At 39.7% G+C, this 17,198-nt stretch carries 16 protein-coding genes; 8 read left to right on the forward strand and 8 right to left on the reverse strand.

Annotated elements, in window-relative coordinates; all coding sequences use genetic code 11:
- Positions 1 to 8 precede the first annotated feature (8 nt).
- Genes ACW6QF_RS08655 through ACW6QF_RS08670 form a run of 4 tightly spaced genes read left to right on the forward strand, consistent with a single transcriptional unit; the run spans position 9 to position 4,632 of the window.
- Positions 9 to 1,238, forward strand: coding sequence for a glycosyltransferase family 4 protein (locus ACW6QF_RS08655; protein WP_456087508.1), 1,230 nt, complete (start codon positions 9 to 11; stop codon positions 1,236 to 1,238).
- Positions 1,235 to 2,113, forward strand: coding sequence for a UbiA prenyltransferase family protein (locus ACW6QF_RS08660; RefSeq protein WP_456087509.1), 879 nt, complete (start codon positions 1,235 to 1,237; stop codon positions 2,111 to 2,113). Before ACW6QF_RS08655 ends, ACW6QF_RS08660 begins: the two co-directional genes overlap by 4 nt.
- Complete coding sequence (locus ACW6QF_RS08665) at positions 2,106 to 3,395, forward strand: DUF6080 domain-containing protein (RefSeq protein ID WP_456087510.1); 1,290 nt, start codon at positions 2,106 to 2,108, stop codon at positions 3,393 to 3,395. The genes ACW6QF_RS08660 and ACW6QF_RS08665 overlap by 8 nt, the downstream gene beginning before the upstream one ends.
- 1 nt (position 3,396) lies before the next feature.
- Positions 3,397 to 4,632 (forward strand): hypothetical protein, encoded by a 1,236-nt coding sequence (locus ACW6QF_RS08670; protein ID WP_456087511.1) that lies wholly within the window; start codon positions 3,397 to 3,399, stop codon positions 4,630 to 4,632.
- A 138-nt stretch (positions 4,633 to 4,770) separates the two neighbouring features.
- Here ACW6QF_RS08670 and ACW6QF_RS08675 read toward each other — a convergent pair whose 3' ends face one another.
- The gene (locus tag ACW6QF_RS08675; RefSeq protein ID WP_456087512.1) at positions 4,771 to 4,953 is read right to left on the reverse strand and encodes an STAS-like domain-containing protein; all 183 of its coding nucleotides are present in this window, start codon (positions 4,951 to 4,953) and stop codon (positions 4,771 to 4,773) included.
- A 20-nt stretch (positions 4,954 to 4,973) separates the two neighbouring features.
- The gene (locus ACW6QF_RS08680; protein ID WP_456087513.1) at positions 4,974 to 5,318 is read right to left on the reverse strand and encodes a hypothetical protein; all 345 of its coding nucleotides are present in this window, start codon (positions 5,316 to 5,318) and stop codon (positions 4,974 to 4,976) included.
- Positions 5,319 to 6,076: 758 nt separating this feature from the next.
- Here ACW6QF_RS08680 and ACW6QF_RS08685 point away from each other — a divergent pair.
- Positions 6,077 to 6,838, forward strand: coding sequence for a glycosyltransferase family 2 protein (locus ACW6QF_RS08685; protein ID WP_456087514.1), 762 nt, complete (start codon positions 6,077 to 6,079; stop codon positions 6,836 to 6,838).
- A gap of 25 nt (positions 6,839 to 6,863) precedes the next feature.
- The gene (locus ACW6QF_RS08690; protein WP_456087515.1) at positions 6,864 to 9,383 is read left to right on the forward strand and encodes a YfhO family protein; all 2,520 of its coding nucleotides are present in this window, start codon (positions 6,864 to 6,866) and stop codon (positions 9,381 to 9,383) included.
- A 127-nt stretch (positions 9,384 to 9,510) separates the two neighbouring features.
- On the opposite strand, the gene ACW6QF_RS08695 is transcribed toward ACW6QF_RS08690, so the two are convergent.
- Entirely contained in the window at positions 9,511 to 10,509 is a 999-nt protein-coding gene (locus ACW6QF_RS08695) for a glycosyltransferase (RefSeq protein WP_456087516.1), read from the reverse strand.
- A gap of 75 nt (positions 10,510 to 10,584) precedes the next feature.
- Here ACW6QF_RS08695 and ACW6QF_RS08700 point away from each other — a divergent pair, with 75 nt between their 5' ends.
- The gene (locus tag ACW6QF_RS08700) at positions 10,585 to 11,940 is read left to right on the forward strand and encodes a hypothetical protein (protein ID WP_456087517.1); all 1,356 of its coding nucleotides are present in this window, start codon (positions 10,585 to 10,587) and stop codon (positions 11,938 to 11,940) included.
- Between the two features lie 361 nt (positions 11,941 to 12,301).
- On the opposite strand, the gene ACW6QF_RS08705 is transcribed toward ACW6QF_RS08700, so the two are convergent.
- Positions 12,302 to 12,736, reverse strand: coding sequence for a UPF0158 family protein (locus ACW6QF_RS08705; RefSeq protein WP_456087518.1), 435 nt, complete (start codon positions 12,734 to 12,736; stop codon positions 12,302 to 12,304).
- A gap of 2 nt (positions 12,737 to 12,738) precedes the next feature.
- Positions 12,739 to 13,317: a plasmid pRiA4b ORF-3 family protein gene (locus ACW6QF_RS08710; protein WP_456087519.1), complete on the reverse strand. Its 579-nt coding sequence runs from the start codon at positions 13,315 to 13,317 to the stop codon at positions 12,739 to 12,741.
- 107 nt (positions 13,318 to 13,424) lie between these two features.
- On the opposite strand from ACW6QF_RS08710, the gene ACW6QF_RS08715 reads away from it, so the two are divergent.
- Positions 13,425 to 13,595 (forward strand): hypothetical protein, encoded by a 171-nt coding sequence (locus ACW6QF_RS08715; protein WP_298551967.1) that lies wholly within the window; start codon positions 13,425 to 13,427, stop codon positions 13,593 to 13,595.
- Between the two features lie 82 nt (positions 13,596 to 13,677).
- Here the strand turns inward: ACW6QF_RS08715 and ACW6QF_RS08720 are convergent, their stop codons facing one another.
- Genes ACW6QF_RS08720 through ACW6QF_RS08730 form a run of 3 tightly spaced genes read right to left on the reverse strand, consistent with a single transcriptional unit; the run spans position 13,678 to position 17,015 of the window.
- Complete coding sequence (locus ACW6QF_RS08720; RefSeq protein ID WP_456087520.1) at positions 13,678 to 15,252, reverse strand: NAD(P)/FAD-dependent oxidoreductase; 1,575 nt, start codon at positions 15,250 to 15,252, stop codon at positions 13,678 to 13,680.
- Between the two features lie 4 nt (positions 15,253 to 15,256).
- Positions 15,257 to 15,685, reverse strand: coding sequence for a GtrA family protein (locus tag ACW6QF_RS08725; RefSeq protein ID WP_456087521.1), 429 nt, complete (start codon positions 15,683 to 15,685; stop codon positions 15,257 to 15,259).
- Positions 15,678 to 17,015 carry a hypothetical protein gene (locus ACW6QF_RS08730; RefSeq protein ID WP_456087522.1) on the reverse strand — a complete coding sequence of 446 codons (1,338 nt, stop codon included), beginning with the start codon at positions 17,013 to 17,015 and terminating at the stop codon, positions 15,678 to 15,680. The genes ACW6QF_RS08725 and ACW6QF_RS08730 overlap by 8 nt, the downstream gene beginning before the upstream one ends.
- Between the last annotated feature and the right edge of the window lie 183 nt (positions 17,016 to 17,198).

Consider the following 17,198-nt stretch of genomic DNA (forward strand, 5'->3'; position numbering starts at 1 on the left):
ATTAAAGTATGAAAATCATCATTTTGAACACATCCGAACGTACCGGAGGTGCGGCTGTTGCTGCCGGACGTTTAGGCAAGGCTTTAAAACAAGCCGGAATACAGGTCGATAAGCTTGTACGTGATGATACTTGGTTGAACCGTTTCCGATTCTATTGGGAGCGGTTGATTATTTTTTTATGTAACCATTTAAACCGTAAGAATCTGTTTGCGGTTTCCATCGCCAATACCGGAACGGATCTGTCCGGGAATCCTTCGGTAAAAGAAGCTGATATTATCCATCTTCATTGGATTAATCAGGGATTTCTTTCTGTGTCCGATTTGGGGAAATTGGTAGATTCTGGTAAACCAATCGTTTGGACGCTTCACGATCTTTGGCCTGCAACAGCTATATGTCATTATCCTGATGAGTGTGAGAAATATCGATCTAAATGTAGTCAGTGTGCATTACAAGTGGCTAATCCTTTTTTTGATTTGGCAAACTGGACATATAATAGAAAAAAGCAGATAGGGTTGAGTAAGATTCATTTTGTCGGATGTAGCAAATGGATTACGGAGATGGCTCAAAAAAGTTCTTTATTGGAGGGGGCTTCGTTTACATCGATACCAAATCCGATAGATACTTCTGTTTTTAAACCGTTAGTAAAGAATGATTCAAGAGAACGATTTCAACTGCCTAAAGATAAGTTATTACTCTTATTTGCTGCAGCCAGGTTGTCGGATAGGAGGAAAGGTGCTGCTTATTTAATAGAGGCTTGTTCTATTTTAAAACAATACTATACGGATAAAATAGAAATCGTTTTAATGGGGAATGGATCAGAAGAACTGTGTCAGGCGTTGCCTTTTAAGGTAAATTCTTTGGGGTATATTTCAGATACATCAACAATGGTTGCAGCTTATTCTTGTGCAGACTTGTTTGTTATTCCTTCATTGGAAGATAATCTTCCCAATACGATTATGGAATCGATGGCATGTGGAACTCCTTGTGTCGGATTTGAAATTGGCGGTATCCCGGAGATGATCAACCATCGTGTGAATGGGTATGTCGCCAACTATAAGGATTCCAATGACCTTGCCAACGGTATCCAATGGATTTTGGAGCATGAAGATCGGCAGGCTCTTTCGGATGCTTGTGTGAAGAAGGTACAGGAGAATTATACGGAAGAGGAGGTTGCTAAACAATATATCCAATTATACAAAAAGTTATTAGGCCATAAAGGGAAGGTAGAATTGTTATGAGTGAGTTATTGAGAGGAGTAATTTTATTGCTTCGTCCAAAACAATGGGTGAAAAATGGGTTTGTTTTGTTGCCTCTGTTTTTTGGGCATAAGCTGATGGAATATGATCTGTTAGTAAATTCGATTATTGCGTTATTGCTATTTTCTTGTATGTCAAGTGCGATATATTGCTTTAATGATATAGAAGATTTAGAATTTGATAAGGTGCATCCGAAGAAATGTAATCGTCCTTTGGCGAGTGGAGTGATATCTTTGAAATTAGGATGGTTTCTTTTTTTGCTTTTAGCTTTATTTTCCTGTATATCAGCATGCGTTATAAATCAAGGGTTGTTTTTGATATTAGCAATATATTTGATATTGAATTTGTTTTATACATTAAAATTAAAGCAATTTGCGATTATAGATGTATTTATCATAGCTGTAGGTTTTGTTCTTCGTGTGTATGCTGGTAGTGTTGTCACAAATATAGCTTTATCAGAGTGGATTATCTTGATGACTTTTCTATTGGCATTATTTTTAGGTTTTGCAAAACGAAGGGATGATGTTATTATTTTTGAGAAAACTCATATACAATCTCGTAAGAACACGTCTCTGTACAATAAGGACTTTTTAAATTCTGTATTATCTATTGTAACAGCAGTAATAATTGTCGCTTATATGATGTATTGTATGTCTGATGGAGTGATTAATCAAATGGGAAGTCGGAAAGTGTATTTTACATCAGCTTTTGTTATTTTGGGCTTGTTTCGTTATTTGCAGCAGACATTTATTAATGAACAAACGGGATCGCCTACACAAGTTTTGTATTCGGATCATTTTTTACAATTAATACTTATAGGTTGGATATTAACATTTACTTTGATTATTTATGTCTAAAATAAAGTCTATTGCATTGTGTTTATGGAAGGCTTTTATTAGTATAATAAGAGCTACCTTACCACAAAATAGAAATGAAAAAAAGGTTTTTGTATTTTCTTTTGTATTTTATTTGTTTTTGGGATGCTTTTGGTTGTTTCATGTTAATCAGGATGGCGGATTCACTTTATTAGGCTATGATACATACGAATATACAATAGGAGAATTTTTGATTCCTTATAAAGTCTTGTTTTTTAAATTAAGACATCCGTTAATGGCTTTTTGGCTATTTCCGATATCGGTAATTGCTTATTTACCTGAATGGTTGTTAGGGGTGGCTTCGGTTCTGCCTGTATTTACTGTTGCTGCTAATCTGGCGATGGCCTTGTCTACGTCATTGGTCTGGCGTATTTGTAGATTGATTAATCCTTCTTCGTGTTATGGAAATTTGATTTGTACAGGTGTTTATTTTTCTTTTGCTCAGATAATTATCATTTCTTTTGCTGTAGAATCTTTTCCTTTCTCTTCCTTGGCTCTATTATCTTATATTTCTTATGATTGTTTTCACCATAAAAAAACAGATATATATTCGGATAATTTATTTTTTGCGATTATTTCCGGTATTACGATTACAAATGGTTTGAAGTTTGTGTTGGCGCAATTCTTATGGAAAGGAAGGTGTCTTGATTTTGTGAAAAAGATGATTAAGAGTTCTTTTTTGTTCCTTTTTTTAATCGGTATAGCCATTTTTGTAGCAGTTGTACGTTGGGAATTTTTGATTCGTCCTGTTTCTCCCGATGTTCCTTTGATTAGTTTATTATTGGGGGATTCTATGAATTATGTGATACATTATGATTTCTTTCAATGGCTGAAAGTAGTAGGATATAACTTTTTTGTTTCTCCTATATTGTTGTGTGTCGATGCCATTAATTTTGAGGGATTTGACTTTTCAAAAAAGGTTTTGAGAAATTTGTCTATTTGGATTATACCTTTGTCTCTTTTTTATGGTAGCCTTTTGTTATCGTTATGGATAAATCGTAAAAAACAATTGGTTCATGTTTTTCTCTGCTTTTTAGTAGTAGATATGCTAATTCATTTGATTTTAGGTTATGGGCTGAATGAAGGACATATTTTCTCTGCTCATTGGTTGTTTATGTTTCCTATTTTGTTAGCTATGCTGTCAAATTTATTTAGGAGTGCTATTGTCAAAAATATATACTATTTATGTTTGTTCCTTTTTAGTGGAATATTGTTTATCCATAATATGTCATATATTGTAACAGGAATTATAAATATGAATTAATATGAAATGGATATTGAGTTTCTTGCCGATTCTGTTTTTAGGATGTATTAGAAATCAATTGAATGAATATGAAGTTCGGAAAGATTGTTCAGAATCGGAATATTTGTCAGAGATAAAACATTTACAGTCCGTTTTTTTTGAGGAGGATTTGTCTGCTCCTCGTTTTTTTCTATTTGGAATGGGACGGAATGATAAGTTTATTTATAAAAACGGACATTTGTATGATTTGAATGGAGCTATTCTCTATTCTTGGAATATTTTAAGTGAAGATATTCGTCCGAGTAAGTACGAGGTTTGTTTATATTTGGATGGTGGGAAGGATTCTCTCCTTTTAAAAGAGGATCAATTGGGAATATGGATGATACAGGATTCTATAAAATCTCGTATAGGAAGTGATAGTGTAGATCAGGAAATAATCAATTTACCGGATTTTAAAGGGTATCGTTACCCTGAAGTTCTTAAAGTTTTGTTGCATGAGGTTCTCTTTAATGTGAAAGGTGGAGTACCGTATCCCAATGTATTAGTTTATCGTACTCCTTGGTATAGGGATGCTTTTGTTATAGCGATGTGTCTACGTGCAACGAATAACGAGAAATTGATTTTGCCATGGATAAAAAGTTTGGAAGATGTTTATGATTGTAATGTCAAAGAGAAAGAAGCTGATAATTTGGGACAATTATTATACTTGATTTCCTTGTGTCCTAAGGATGAGCGCAATGAAGATTTAATACAAAAGGTGCTTCATGAAGCATCAGGTATTTCAGTTAAGAATGCAACTGAAATACCTGATCAATATATTCAAGGATATACGGATGGGGCCATATTGCCAGTTTATCAGACCTTATTGTTGAAGTATGGAATGGATAATTTGGCAATAAAGGATGATTATCACATTTCTCTATCGGCAGATTATTATACCGACCTATTATGGATGTATAAAGAGAAAGATGTTAGCTTCGTCAAATATGTCGTAAAGAGTATCTATAAGAAAGCTATAAAACGAGATTTTTCATATCCTTATTTAGATTGGGCTAAAGCGCATTATCATTATTCTGTGTTTGCTCCGGTCAGTACTCAGGCTTACCCTCTTTCATGGGAGTATGGTGGTAATAATGCAGATTTGGAGAAAATGCTTGTAATAGACAAAGCTGCTATGAGAAAAAATGTTCTTTATCCACATGCTTGGCATGCGGCTGAGATGTTTCTTTATTTGTTGGAATTTAAAGATACTATATAGCTACTTTTTTTCGGAAAGAAGGATTGAAGCCAAAAGTGAATAGTAGATAAAAAATCGATAACAACAAGGAGAGGCTGAATGTATCAAAATAATTACGACTGCCTCTTAAAAAGACTGGTGAAAATAGCTAATTATCTTTTACCTACTGATATAATCAGTCAGTCGTTCAGCTTGTAATTTTGTTATCTTTGCAAATGAAATCTTCTTTTTAAGTGTTTCAAAACCAAACTCATCGATAAACTTACCAATTGAAACAGTCAAAAACATGGAAGGCAAAGAAAACACATCTTCCATCACATCATAAAGTTTAATTGTACACATAGTATCCTCTTTTTATTTAGTTAAAAATCAAACTCGTCTAAAATTTCTTCTTCCTCCAAATCTCCTAAATATAATTCGAAATATATCAACGTCCCATTAAAATCAAAATTATCAATTTTAACTTCATGCTTTTTTAATAAACGAGCTTTATTACAAATTATTCTTATCGCATCAGCACACGATAATATATTATCCAGGCCTTTTCCTCTATTATGAACCTTAGATTCAACTGTAAAATCAACTTCGATAGACTTTTTCAAAGCATCGCTATCTGATGTTATGGTCGGATCGAAATTTCTGACAGATTTCGATATACTTTTCCCAAAATCACAAATAGCTACATGCAGGACTTGTTTGATATCCATGTAATCCCTTTACATTACGGTTGTTTTTCAGGAGGGAGAGAAGGATAAGGACGCCCCAATCGATACTTTTGCCTTTTAACTGGAACAAGACGTAACGTATGTTGTTTACCTAAATATGTTTTCAAACATATCACTTTCTAAATAATAACGGTATTAAAAATAGGATATACGGTTATAAGTGCGTTACTTTGCCATGTTTTCCAATGAAAATCATCATAAGGGAAGACTGGTGTCGGTTTGTCGATACAAATCCAAATTTTTTGGTGTTCTTGTTACGATAAACACGAACATGGCAAAGCTTTAATTATGAAAAAAGGTGAGAAATGGGAGTGTCACTTGTTGCAGGCGACACTCCCTTGCCGCTTTATATAAAGAGACTCCAAGATAGTACAAACTTCCCGTTAACTGGCCATGTTTTCCATTGTGATTTTTTTGTCTTTTGCTCCCTTGTCGGTATAGGGTTCGGGAGTAATAGGAAGTGTCCGGCTGACCAGCCGCGGATGATTCTGGAGATATATTCCGGAATATAGGTGAATGTGAAGCCGTTTTCGTCTTCAACCAAAAGGCCGGCCAAAAGGGTATAGGCGTCGTAATGCTTAAAACGATTTATCTCTCTGTCTTTCATGTGAAGACCGAATATCTTTGTTATCTTTGCTCGCAAAACAAAAATCCCGCCTCTCACGTGTGACGGTGCGGTTGGGGAGGAATTACTCGCGGAAAATGGATTGTTAAGTTAAATAGAACAGAGTCATAATTATATGCAGTTACAACCTACATTTTCAATTATAACGATTACCTATAACGCCGTGCGCCTGGTGGAGCAGACGTTGCTGAACGTGCTGAGCCAGTCCTATCCGAACATCGAGTATATCGTGATAGACGGAGGTTCGACGGACGGGACGGTGGATATCATTAAACGGTATGAATCAGGGCTGGCTTATTGGGTGAGTGAGCCGGACAAAGGGATATACGATGCCATGAACAAGGGACTTCAAAAGGCAACGGGTGATTATGTCTGGTTTATCAATGCCGGCGATTCTCTCTGTTCGTCCGATACGGTCCAGTCGGTCGTTTCCAAGCTGCAGAAGAGGAAGGCTTTGCCGGATATCATCTATGGGGAGACGAATATCGTGGACGAGGAAAGGCGGTCGTTGGGACTGCGCCGTCTCAGGGCTCCGCGGAAGCTTTCGTGGAAGAGTTTCAGGATGGGAATGTTGGTTTGCCACCAGTCGTTCGTACCGAAACGTGCGATTGCCCCGTTATATGATTTGCAGTATCGCTATTCGGCCGATTTCGACTGGTGTATCCGTTGCATGAAACAGTCTCGTTCGTTTTGCAATACGCATCTCACCCTGTCCGACTTTCTGGATGGCGGTACGAGCACGACGCAAAGAAAAGCATCCTTGCGAGAGAGATATGCGATTATGTGCAAATATTATGGTACTTTTGTTACGGTTTTGCTCCATGGGTGGTTCGCTGTCCGTTTTTATGCGGCGAAATGCTTGAAGGGGCGGGTTTGATAGTATGAATTTTAATGAGACATATATGAAGGATTTGCTAAAGCAGTGGGGGAAACATGTTGTTGCCCTGATCTTGTTTTTGGGACTGGTGATGGTTTATTTTTCACCGGCGGTGTTTGATGGGAAAGTAATCATGCAGGGTGATAATATCAAGGCGACCGGAATGGGATCAAGCCAGATGGAGCAATATGCCAAGACGGCACAGCCAGGTGAGTTCAGTGAATGGTCGGATGCAATGTTCGGAGGGATGCCTTATGTTTCGGGATATGGCCGGCCTGCTCCGAGTATGCCTTCTTATACGATTGTGGATGGATGGTTGAAAAAGGTCGGATACAGTGATGCGGCCATGGTTTTTGTCGGTTTGGTAAGTTTCTATCTGCTGATGTGCGTCATGGGAGTAAACTGGTGGCTCGCGATTGCCGGGGCGTTCGCTTTTGCATTCGCATCCTATAATATCATTATTATTGAGGCGGGGCATATCGTGAAGGCTTATGTGATCGGATATATGCCGGTAACATTGGCAGGGATGGCCTTGCTTTTCAGGCGCTCCTATCTGTGGGGAGCCGTCTTGTTCCTGTTAGGGGTAGCTTTGTCTCTGGCGAACGGACATATCCAGATCACTTATTATCTGGTATTGCTTTGTGTACTGATCTATTTAGGGTATGCGATTAAGAAGATCAGGGAGAAAGCATATGGCGAATGGCTGAAAACTTCCCTGATTATGCTGGCTTGTGTCGTATTGGCTGTATTGCCTAACGCGCAGGGAATGTATTCCAATTGGGATCTGGGACAACATTCCATCCGTGGAGCTTCGGAGCTGACGCCGAAACCGGATGCATCGGGGAAAGTGGAAAAGGCTTCTACCGGTTTGGATAAGGATTATGCTTTTCAATGGAGTTACGGTTGGAAAGAGTTGATGACCGTCTTGGTTCCGAATACCTATGGAGGTAGTTCCGGAGGTACGTTGGACAGTTCTTCCGAGTTATACAAGGAGTTGAAGAAAAACGGGGCCCAAGTGGGGAAAGAAGTACAAACCTATACCTATTGGGGAGATAAGGTATTCACTTCCGGGCCGGTCTATTTCGGGGCTTTGGTCTGCTTCCTGTTCGTCTTGGGAATGTTCGTGATCCGGAACCCGATGAAATGGTGGCTGTTAGCAGGATCGGTGTTCCTGACGTTCCTTGCGTTGGGACGTAATTTCGATTCTTTTAACGACTTGATGTTCCATTATCTGCCTTTGTACAATAAGTTCCGTACGGTCGAGATGGCGTTGGTGATACCGGGATTGGTATTTCCGATCGTCGCTATTTGGGGATTACGGGAAATTTTGGCTGAAAAAGTGGAGGAGGCTCGTTTGAAAAAAGGATTCCTTTGGGCTTTGGGGTTGACCGGAGGACTTTGTGTGATTCTTTGGCTGATGCCTTCCTTGCTGTTGGATTTCCGGTCTGCATACGATGCGCAGTTCCAAAACCAGGTTCCGGAGTGGTATTACACGGCTTTGTTGATGGACCGTGCTTCGCTGGCCTCGGCTGACGCGTTGCGTTCTTTGGTCTTTATCCTGTTGGGAGCCGGGTTGCTTGTCTGGTTCTGGAAAGCGAAAAATAAGAAGACTGCGGCGACTTTCGTAAGTGCAGGGGTGGCGGTACTTATTTTGATCGATCTTTGGACGGTGGACCGCCGTTATTTGAATGACGATAATTTCGTCAAGCAGCAACCGGCGGAGATGTATAAGGAAACGGTTGCCGACAAGGCGATTTTGCAGGATACGGGTTCGACTTTCCGTGTGTTGAACATCAATAATCCGTGGCAGGAAACGAATACTTCCTACTATCATCATTCTATCGGGGGGTATCATGCCGTCAAACTGCGCCGTTACCAGGAGCTGATCGACCATCGGCTGGACGGTGAGTTGCGTGGGATTATCGGTGCTTTGCAGAAGGCACAGACGGCCGAAGACGTGATGTCCGCATTAGCTGCCTGTCCTTCATTGAATATGTTGAATACCCGCTATATCATCTATAACCCGGAACAGCAGCCGTTGAAGAATCCGTATGCATTCGGGAATGCTTGGTTTGTGGATAAGCTGGACATGGTGGAGAATGCGGATGCCGAGATAGAAGCCTTGAATACGATCGATCCGCTGGAAACGGCGGTTGTGGACAAACGTTTCAGGAAAGAGCTGGAAGGATTTGTTCCGCAGAAAGATTCTACCGCAACGATCGTGTTGGAAGAATATCGCCCGAATCGTCTGACCTATAAGAGTAAAGCGGATAAAGAACAATTGGCTGTCTTTTCCGAAGTCTATTACCAGCCGGGTTGGAAGGCAACGGTCGACGGCAAGGAAGTGCCTCATTTCCGTACGGACTGGATTTTGCGCGGTATGCGTGTGCCGGCAGGCGAACATACGATTGTCTTCGAGTTCCGTCCGTCCGGTTATGTGACGGCTGCTTATGTCTCTTCCTATAGCTCGTTCCTGATCCTGTTATTATTGATTGCTGCGATTGGTTGGTCTGGATGGAAATATTGGGAAAAGAGTAAAGAATAATATCGTAGGGGAGTGTGTCAAAACTCCTTTATCACAATTTTTCAGGCACGGATTTCACGGATTTACACGGATAAATTTAATTTCTTTCCGTGTTTTCCGTGTAATCCGTGCCTGAATTATGTTAGTTTTATTTGTAGAACGTCTTCTGGAATGCAGAAAATTCTTCTTTCTTCAGAACCAATCGGTTCCAAGCTGCATCTAAAAAACCGCAACCGTATCCTAACAGCTGGATAAAGGAGGCGATAATCGACAGCAAGCCGATTTTAATGCTTTTATTCTGAATCGAAGAATCCACAAAGATCAGCAAACAGAAAAGTCCGAGCGGCAATAAGCTCCAAGCGCAGAAGAGGCTTCCGACCAGGAAAAAGAGTACTCCTAAAGTAAAGACTGCCGGCAATAGATGCACCAGTTTAAGTGAGTCCGGATATTTCTTGTACAGGTTGATGCGGGCGATGCCGGAGTTATAGACCTGGCGGAAGAACTTGCGCCAATCCGTACGTCTCTTATGATATACCCAGGCCGAGGGAAACAGACATACTTTGTAGCCGTTCTTGAACAGACGGATACTGAAATCGATGTCTTCCCCGAAGCGCATGGGGGAGAAGCCGCCTAACGCTTCGTATGTGCTTTTTCGGATCCCCATGTTGAAACTCCGGGGGTAGAACTTATCCATCTTCTTTTTCCCGCCACGAATGCCGCCTGTCGTAAAAAAGGAGGTCATGGAGTAGTTGATGGCCTTCTGCACGTCCGTAAAACTGTCAGAGGCCTTGTCTGGTCCTCCGAATGCGTCAGCCCCGGTTTCCTTCAGTTCCTTGTTTACAGATTGGATGTAGTCGGGAGGCAGGATACAATCCGAATCGAGAACGATCAGGTAATCGCCTTTGCTTTGCTTTGCCCCATAGTTGCGGGCATTGCCGGGACCACCGTTCGGAATATAAAAATAGGAAACATCCAACTTATCCTTGAAAGCTTCGATTACATGCTGGCAAGTTTCTTTCGAACCGTCTTCGACGATGACGACTTCGAAATTTGTTTCACTTTGCCGCGTGAGGCTGTCCAACAATTCCTCTACCTCGTTAGGACGGTTGTAGACTGGGATGATAAGGGATAAATGGGGTGTTGCCATATTTATTTTCCGATCAATAAGTTTTGTGCAAAAATACATATATCTTTGCATATAATGAATCAATGGTTGATATAGATGAAAAGTTTGACAATAAAAAATATAGGAGCGATAAAAGAGGCTTCGATGGAGTTGAAGAAGGTGAATGTGATCATGGGACCTCAAAGCTCCGGCAAGAGTACGATTTGTAAAATAGCTTCTTTCTGCAAGTGGATGGAGAAGAAATGCTGCTTGTCTCAGACTGTCGAACCTTTTTTGTCTTCCTCTTTTTTCAATGAGCGATTAATTGAATTTCATAAATTGATCGGATATGTGTCGGAAGACAGTTATATTCGATATGAAACAGATACGCTTGTGTTGACCTATGATTTTAAAGAGCCGCCCCGGCTTGAATGGAAAAACAGATGTGGATATCGACGTTCGAAGATCGCTTATATTCCGGGAGAAAGAAATATCGTTTCGGTCATAAACAACTGGTTCGAGGTTCGTTTTAAGAATACGAACATCCTTAGTTTCATGATAGATTGGGATGATTCTCGCAGGAATTACCGGAAAGATAATCCTCTTGATGTCATTAATTTGAATATGAAATATTATTTTGACGATGCGACCGGTCGGGATATTGTGGCAGTCAATGATGCCAAGTCGTTGGATTTGACAAATACTTCCAGCGGATTGCAATCCTTGATCCCGTTGTTGGTGCTGAGCCATTATTTAGTTACTCATTTGGGAGAGATAGATAAGCAAAGCAGTGTGGTGGATGAACAGTCGAAAAACAAAGTGATCCAAAATATATATGAAGAATATTTTGAATTGAAAGAGCTTGAATTACCCACAGAAGGAGGTACTAAAAATATTGTCATCAACACAGGAAATAAAGAACATACGGTTGAAGTAAAAGATAACACGATCATAGTTAAAACGGAGGCAAAAGAAATACGTTTGTTCGAATCTCAGGAAGAAAAGGAAAGATTTGAGTCTGTCATTAGCCAGATGTTCAAAACCCAATCGGCAAATCTTTATATCGAGGAGCCTGAATTGAATTTATTCCCATTAGCGCAGAGGGATTTACTCTATGAATTGGTCAAACTGATATCGATAAGGGAAAATGATTGCCTGACTCTTACGACTCATAGTCCTTATATTTTGTATGCATTGAATAATTGTATGATGGGACATTTAGTGAAAGACCGGATATCGGATGATATACGGAAGGAGATTGATTGCCGTGATTCATGGATTAGTCCTGAGCTGGTATCCGTGTGGGAAATAAAAGATGGGTATTTGAAAGGGGGGGATGGTGAGTTGAACGCTACAATTCAACAGGCTGACGGTTTGGTAGGTGACAATTATTTTGATAGTAACATGAAAGAGGTAATGGACGATTTTTACAAGATGTTGAATTATTACGAGGATGATAGCAACGAGGATTAAGGAGGAATTTCCTGAACATGAGATAAGGTATTTCAACCAAAAAAGCATATATGTTTCCGATTATTGTCTTCTTGGATTATGTTTTTGGAGTTGAAATATTGCGAGTTTAAAAATGCGGTAAAGAATTCTAATAAGGCAATAGATCAAGTTTTGAAGACATATCGTTACTATAAAGACAAAGGTGTGGTGGGGAACAAACATTTGGCTTATCTGCTGTTTTCATTGCCCAAACAGGATAATACGCCATTTAAGAATTTTAAATTGACGCAATCGGAATTGATACAACTAAGAAGAAACAATATAATCGTCAAAGGGGTTAATATGGCTAAAATTAAAGATCAGTATAGGTTGGATGTGTGAATCATTCTGCAAATCTCAATTGTTCCCGTACATACTTCTCCAACTCTTCCTGCTTGAAATCGAACCAGTTTTGCCGATATCGACTGTTGTCGATACGGATTTTGAAATGCTGGAAAGATTTGGGACGGGATATGGCATTCCATAGCTCCTCTTTGAAACGGTCTTTGTCTGGTATGCAGCATTGAATGAATTTTTCCATGATTAGGAATGATTCACGAGACTCTAATGGCTTAATGTGTATGTATTTCTTCCATTTGTTTACTTTTGCGAAAATTTCCTGGTTGAATTCTTCCGTATCTCCATAGATGTACGAGTTTCCTAATATGGATTCCAATTCCAATGTCTCCGGATTGATAAAACAAACCATGCCCATGTCGATCTCTTGGGCAATTTCGGTTATCAACTGATCCGGGATATTGTAGTTTTTGTTTGTCATATTTAAATGTCTTTCAAGTCGCAATTTATATCTTCTTTTTCTTCTGTGCAGAAAAAGCCCGCGTCCCAATTCTCGTCATCATCCAGTCCCAGCCACTCTCTTAATTCTTGGGCCTCTTCGCTGTCAGGCGTTGTCTGGAACACCTGTTTCATATGTGTGTAACCATATATGCCGCCGCAATCTTCCGGTGGGCAGGCCCCTTTACCGGAAATGCAATAAGCGTTTTTGAGCATTTCCTCGGAAATGGATTCCAATGTTATTTCATGTACCCAATCGTCGCCGAAGTCATAGATATATAAGAGCTTTTTTATATTTCCTGAAAATATAGCCGATAGTTTGGTTTTTGAGGCATCATATGTCCTAATATCGAACTCGAAATCATCTTCGGAAGGAATTGCAATACGGAATTTGCCCTGGTATTCTTTCTCTCTGAACTCAAACAAGTGGTAGTCGTACCAACCGAAAACAGTTTGTATCACTTGATGGAATTGCAGGAATGTGAAGTTTTCCGGAACGGAAACCTTGCGCCAAACCGGTGGTTTTGTTATCCCTTTGATCTTAATTTTGAATAGGTATGCCATATATAGTGAGATAATTAAGTACGCAAAGGTAATTCTTTTTGATCGTCCGCATGCTATTTTATCGGATAATCGTGTCGGAAATATGTTTTTCTTGGTTTAAAGTCCAGATGGGATACCGCTTTTGCCCTTCACCTGGAGGCTCTCGCTTCACCTTCCTGTTGATGGATCTCGGAAGCAGCAAGATGAAGTTGCGGATGAAGGCGGACCGGGAAGATGCAAGCATTCCTTTCGGTCCGGATGCCGACTCCTTTTCGAAAGGGACGGTATCCGGATCGTAATGCTATGGGTTACGAGGGCTAAGGCATAGCTTTGTACAAGCTAAAGCATTGGGTTATGCATGCCAAATAATAGCGTTCCTTTTTATTTTTTTGTTTCGTGATATTCTTCTTCCGTATTGACATTCCAAATCGCAGACTTGTCCGTATTCTTTCCAATGACACAGTTGACGGCTTCGATAGCAGTCAACATTGAATGGTCCATATTGTTATAACGATGTTGACCATTACGTCCGATACAATACAGGTTGTCAATCTTGGCAAGAAAGTTTATTACTTTGTCCAATTGATAATAACTGCCAAAATAAGATGGGTAAGCTTTTTTTACCTTAATCTCTACTGACTCACGAACGTCTTTACTATCGATAATGTCGATTTTTTCCAGTTCGCTGATCGCCATTTTTATAAAATCATCTTTTGGCATATTCCACATTTCATCGCCTTCCGTACAGAAATATTCCAAACCGATCCACATCTTATTTTCATAATCGGCAACCATATAAGGAGACCAGTTATTGAAAATCTGCAGGCGCCCGATCTTCACGTCTCTTTCTTGGATGTATATCCAAGTATCAGGGACACGTTCCTGATATGTTTTGATTTTTGTTTTGTTCTTTATTTTGAGTTTGTCGACCAATAATCCAACTGTAATGAAATCACGATAAGGTAATCCTTGGGCAATTTGTTTGATCTCTTCGGGAACATCAATTCCTGATAAAGCAGGGATCAGATCCTTTATTGGCATGGAAGAGAACAGATAATTACATGGAATCGTTTGTGTTTTACCTTCGTGTTCCACATCAACAGCGATGACTTGGTTGTTTTCTATTTGGATACGGGTCACTTTATTTTGTTTGAGAACCTCTCCTCCTTTCTCCTGTATCTCCGAAGCTACTGTTTCCCACAATTGGCCTGGTCCTAATTTAGGATAAATGAACTGTTCGATCAGGGAAGTTTCCGCTTCTTTTTGCTCGATAGACTGTTTAGAAGAAAAAGCTTTTTTAATGACGTGAGTGACTACTTTTAGCAGTGACAAACCTTTAACACGTTGCGCCCCCCAATCTGCTCCTAACTTGGAAGGATGGATACCCCAGACTTTTTCCGTATAATCTTCGAAAAACATCTTATACAGAGGTTGTCCGAAACGGTTTATGTAAAAGTTTTCGAGAGAATCTTCTTTACGTTTGAAAACGGTTGACCAAACATAACCTGTTCCGGCTTTCACCGTACGCCATAATCCCATATTTCGAAATGTCTCAAACTTGAGAGATATAGGATATTCAAAAAAATTCCGGAGATAGAAAATACGGGATACACGTTGGCGAATCAACATGACTCGATCTTCTTTTTCAGGATTAGGTCCTAATGTTGGTATTGGTTTTTTTGTATGAAGTAATAGATCGTCTTTGGCTTCTTTTCCTTGGATCGGCATCATCTTCTGCCACCATTGCATAACGATATCGCTTTTTGAAAAGAACCGGTGACCGCCAATATCAATACGGTTTCCTTTGTATTGGACAGTTTTGGAGATACCTCCTATTTCTTCCGTTTCTTCACATACAACGGGATGGACATCGCTTTTTTCAAGTAGCTCGTAAGCTGCCGTTAGCCCAGCGGGGCCGGCTCCGATGATAACTGCTTGTCTTTTCATTTCTTCCATGATATTAGCTTTGTTTGTTGAATACTAAATATTTTCTTCCTAAAAAGTTCCATAGATATACTAATGCTGCGGTGATTAGTTTGGAGAACATATAGTAGATATGGCATTTTTCCGTAAAAATCCATATCAACAAATCGTTCAAGCCAAGTCCGACTACACCGATTAGTGCAAAAAGGGTGAATTCTATTTGTTTGCTTTTTATGGTCGATTCGAATATCCAAGCTGTGCTGATATAGTAATTGACCAATAGACCGGCCAGGAAAGAGCAGGTCGCAGATGCAATATAATGCAATCCGAAATATTCTGTTAATATGAACAATAGGCCGAAATCAACGATGAAAGCCAGCCCTCCTACAATTGTGTAACGTATTAACTGAATAAGCAGATTGTTGGTTTTATAAACAAATAATCTATTTAATAATTCTTTAATCATGTTTTGTTTGATTGAACTTCTTAATTGCCTTTTCCTTGTCAAATTTCAATAAATAGGTATCCGGGTTTTTCAGATGCATGGCAATCGGGAATAAGTCCGGGTTTTTCTGGATAGCAGGGTATAAATATCGGGCGGTAGAACTGAAGCCCAACTGTTCCAGAACCACATATTCGACATTGGAATCAATAAGTCCTTTGATTAATTCTTTTTCGTTGTCTGTCCAGGCATACATAGTAACAGCTGTTTTGCTGAACATATAGAATAGTTCAGGCTTACGAGAGCAGACAACAGTTGTTGGCGGCACTTGCTTGTGGACTTCCTCCGCGATCTTAAAGAAATTCTGGTAGTTTGCCGGATACGACATAGTGTTGATCGCTCTTAACGATTGTAATTTTGGAAAAGAACAGAATAAGAAAAGCAAAACAAGAATCCAAGGAGAAAACTGTTTGGCTATTTTGAGTTTCCTGATTCCGGCAGATAAAGAAGTATAGATGCCGATCAGAAGTGTTATTTCCAGATATGGGACTAATGGTGTTATGTATCGGTTCCCGCTGGGACTACTAAATATGGAGATAACGCCAAAGGTAGCTAATATATAGAATAAAAACAGATATTTGTATTTTCTGAATTGCCAAATTCCAATGCCGATAAATGTCCACATGACTATGGCTATCAGCCATCCGTACCAAGGTGTAGCACCGTAGTCGCTTGCGATATAAGGCAAGATAGAATCGGGTACAGCTTGAGTGACCAACATACGGAACGTGTCGAAAAAACGGCTGATTATTTCTCCAAAACCTAATGTGCCTTCTTCCGGTCTCCAAGGATTTGACATAGAAATGATATCCATATACCGGCTTTGTCCTAATCCCGCGATCTTATTTCGGATCATCCAAGGGAGCAGGCATATTGCGAAACCTCCGGCGAAACCGAGCATTTGTTTCCATTGACGTGTAAATAGGAAATAACCGAGGATCGCGGCGATAAGGGCGATTCCTTGTGTGCGGATGTGGTAGTTGTATGCGGCCGTAATGATTGCCAGATAAAAGAATGGATCTTTCCAAAATGCTTTTTTCTCATCTATTTTGTAGATGAACCAACAGGCAAGTACGGAGGTGAACAAGAATGACATTTCGCTCATCATCATGGTGGCGAAATGTAAAACTTGATAATTTAATAGTATCGCGGATGCGGCTACAAATGCTATCTGATCAGATAGCTTATTTTTCTTAATTAAGAAAAATAAGAGGATAGCACTACCTAAAAGAAATAATCCGTTTAATACTTTCTGTGGGAAAAAATTTTCCGTAAAAAAACGGACAACAGTCATCAGCAAAGGATAGCCGGGAGGAAAAACGTTGGAGGGAGTGTAAGCAGCTGTTGTAATGTCTGCATACCCGTGTCCCTGTACGATAGAGGTCGCTAACATATAATATGCACAGTTATCCCCGTTCAAGTCCAGTTTGCTGTCGAAGATGTATGAGAACGAAACTATGAATACGATGATTAAACC

It is taken from the genome of Parabacteroides sp. (assembly GCF_977054455.1).

Bases quoted from the DNA above. Each gene is read 5' to 3' on its own strand.
- ACW6QF_RS08665 (WP_456087510.1), top strand. From the start codon at position 2,106: ATGTCTAAAATAAAGTCTATTGCATTGTGTTTATGGAAGGCTTTTATT.
- ACW6QF_RS08660 (WP_456087509.1), top strand. From the start codon at position 1,235: ATGAGTGAGTTATTGAGAGGAGTAATTTTATTGCTTCGTCCAAAACAA.
- ACW6QF_RS08655 (WP_456087508.1), top strand. From the start codon at position 9: ATGAAAATCATCATTTTGAACACATCCGAACGTACCGGAGGTGCGGCT.
- ACW6QF_RS08705 (WP_456087518.1), bottom strand. From the start codon at position 12,736: ATGACAAACAAAAACTACAATATCCCGGATCAGTTGATAACCGAAATT.
- ACW6QF_RS08700 (WP_456087517.1), top strand. From the start codon at position 10,585: ATGAAAAGTTTGACAATAAAAAATATAGGAGCGATAAAAGAGGCTTCG.
- ACW6QF_RS08695 (WP_456087516.1), bottom strand. From the start codon at position 10,509: ATGGCAACACCCCATTTATCCCTTATCATCCCAGTCTACAACCGTCCT.
- ACW6QF_RS08675 (WP_456087512.1), bottom strand. From the start codon at position 4,953: ATGTGTACAATTAAACTTTATGATGTGATGGAAGATGTGTTTTCTTTG.
- ACW6QF_RS08725 (WP_456087521.1), bottom strand. From the start codon at position 15,685: ATGATTAAAGAATTATTAAATAGATTATTTGTTTATAAAACCAACAAT.
- ACW6QF_RS08720 (WP_456087520.1), bottom strand. From the start codon at position 15,252: ATGGAAGAAATGAAAAGACAAGCAGTTATCATCGGAGCCGGCCCCGCT.
- ACW6QF_RS08715 (WP_298551967.1), top strand. From the start codon at position 13,425: ATGGGATACCGCTTTTGCCCTTCACCTGGAGGCTCTCGCTTCACCTTC.
- ACW6QF_RS08670 (WP_456087511.1), top strand. From the start codon at position 3,397: ATGAAATGGATATTGAGTTTCTTGCCGATTCTGTTTTTAGGATGTATT.
- ACW6QF_RS08710 (WP_456087519.1), bottom strand. From the start codon at position 13,317: ATGGCATACCTATTCAAAATTAAGATCAAAGGGATAACAAAACCACCG.
- ACW6QF_RS08690 (WP_456087515.1), top strand. From the start codon at position 6,864: ATGAAGGATTTGCTAAAGCAGTGGGGGAAACATGTTGTTGCCCTGATC.
- ACW6QF_RS08730 (WP_456087522.1), bottom strand. From the start codon at position 17,015: ATGACTGTTGTCCGTTTTTTTACGGAAAATTTTTTCCCACAGAAAGTA.
- ACW6QF_RS08680 (WP_456087513.1), bottom strand. From the start codon at position 5,318: ATGGATATCAAACAAGTCCTGCATGTAGCTATTTGTGATTTTGGGAAA.
- ACW6QF_RS08685 (WP_456087514.1), top strand. From the start codon at position 6,077: ATGCAGTTACAACCTACATTTTCAATTATAACGATTACCTATAACGCC.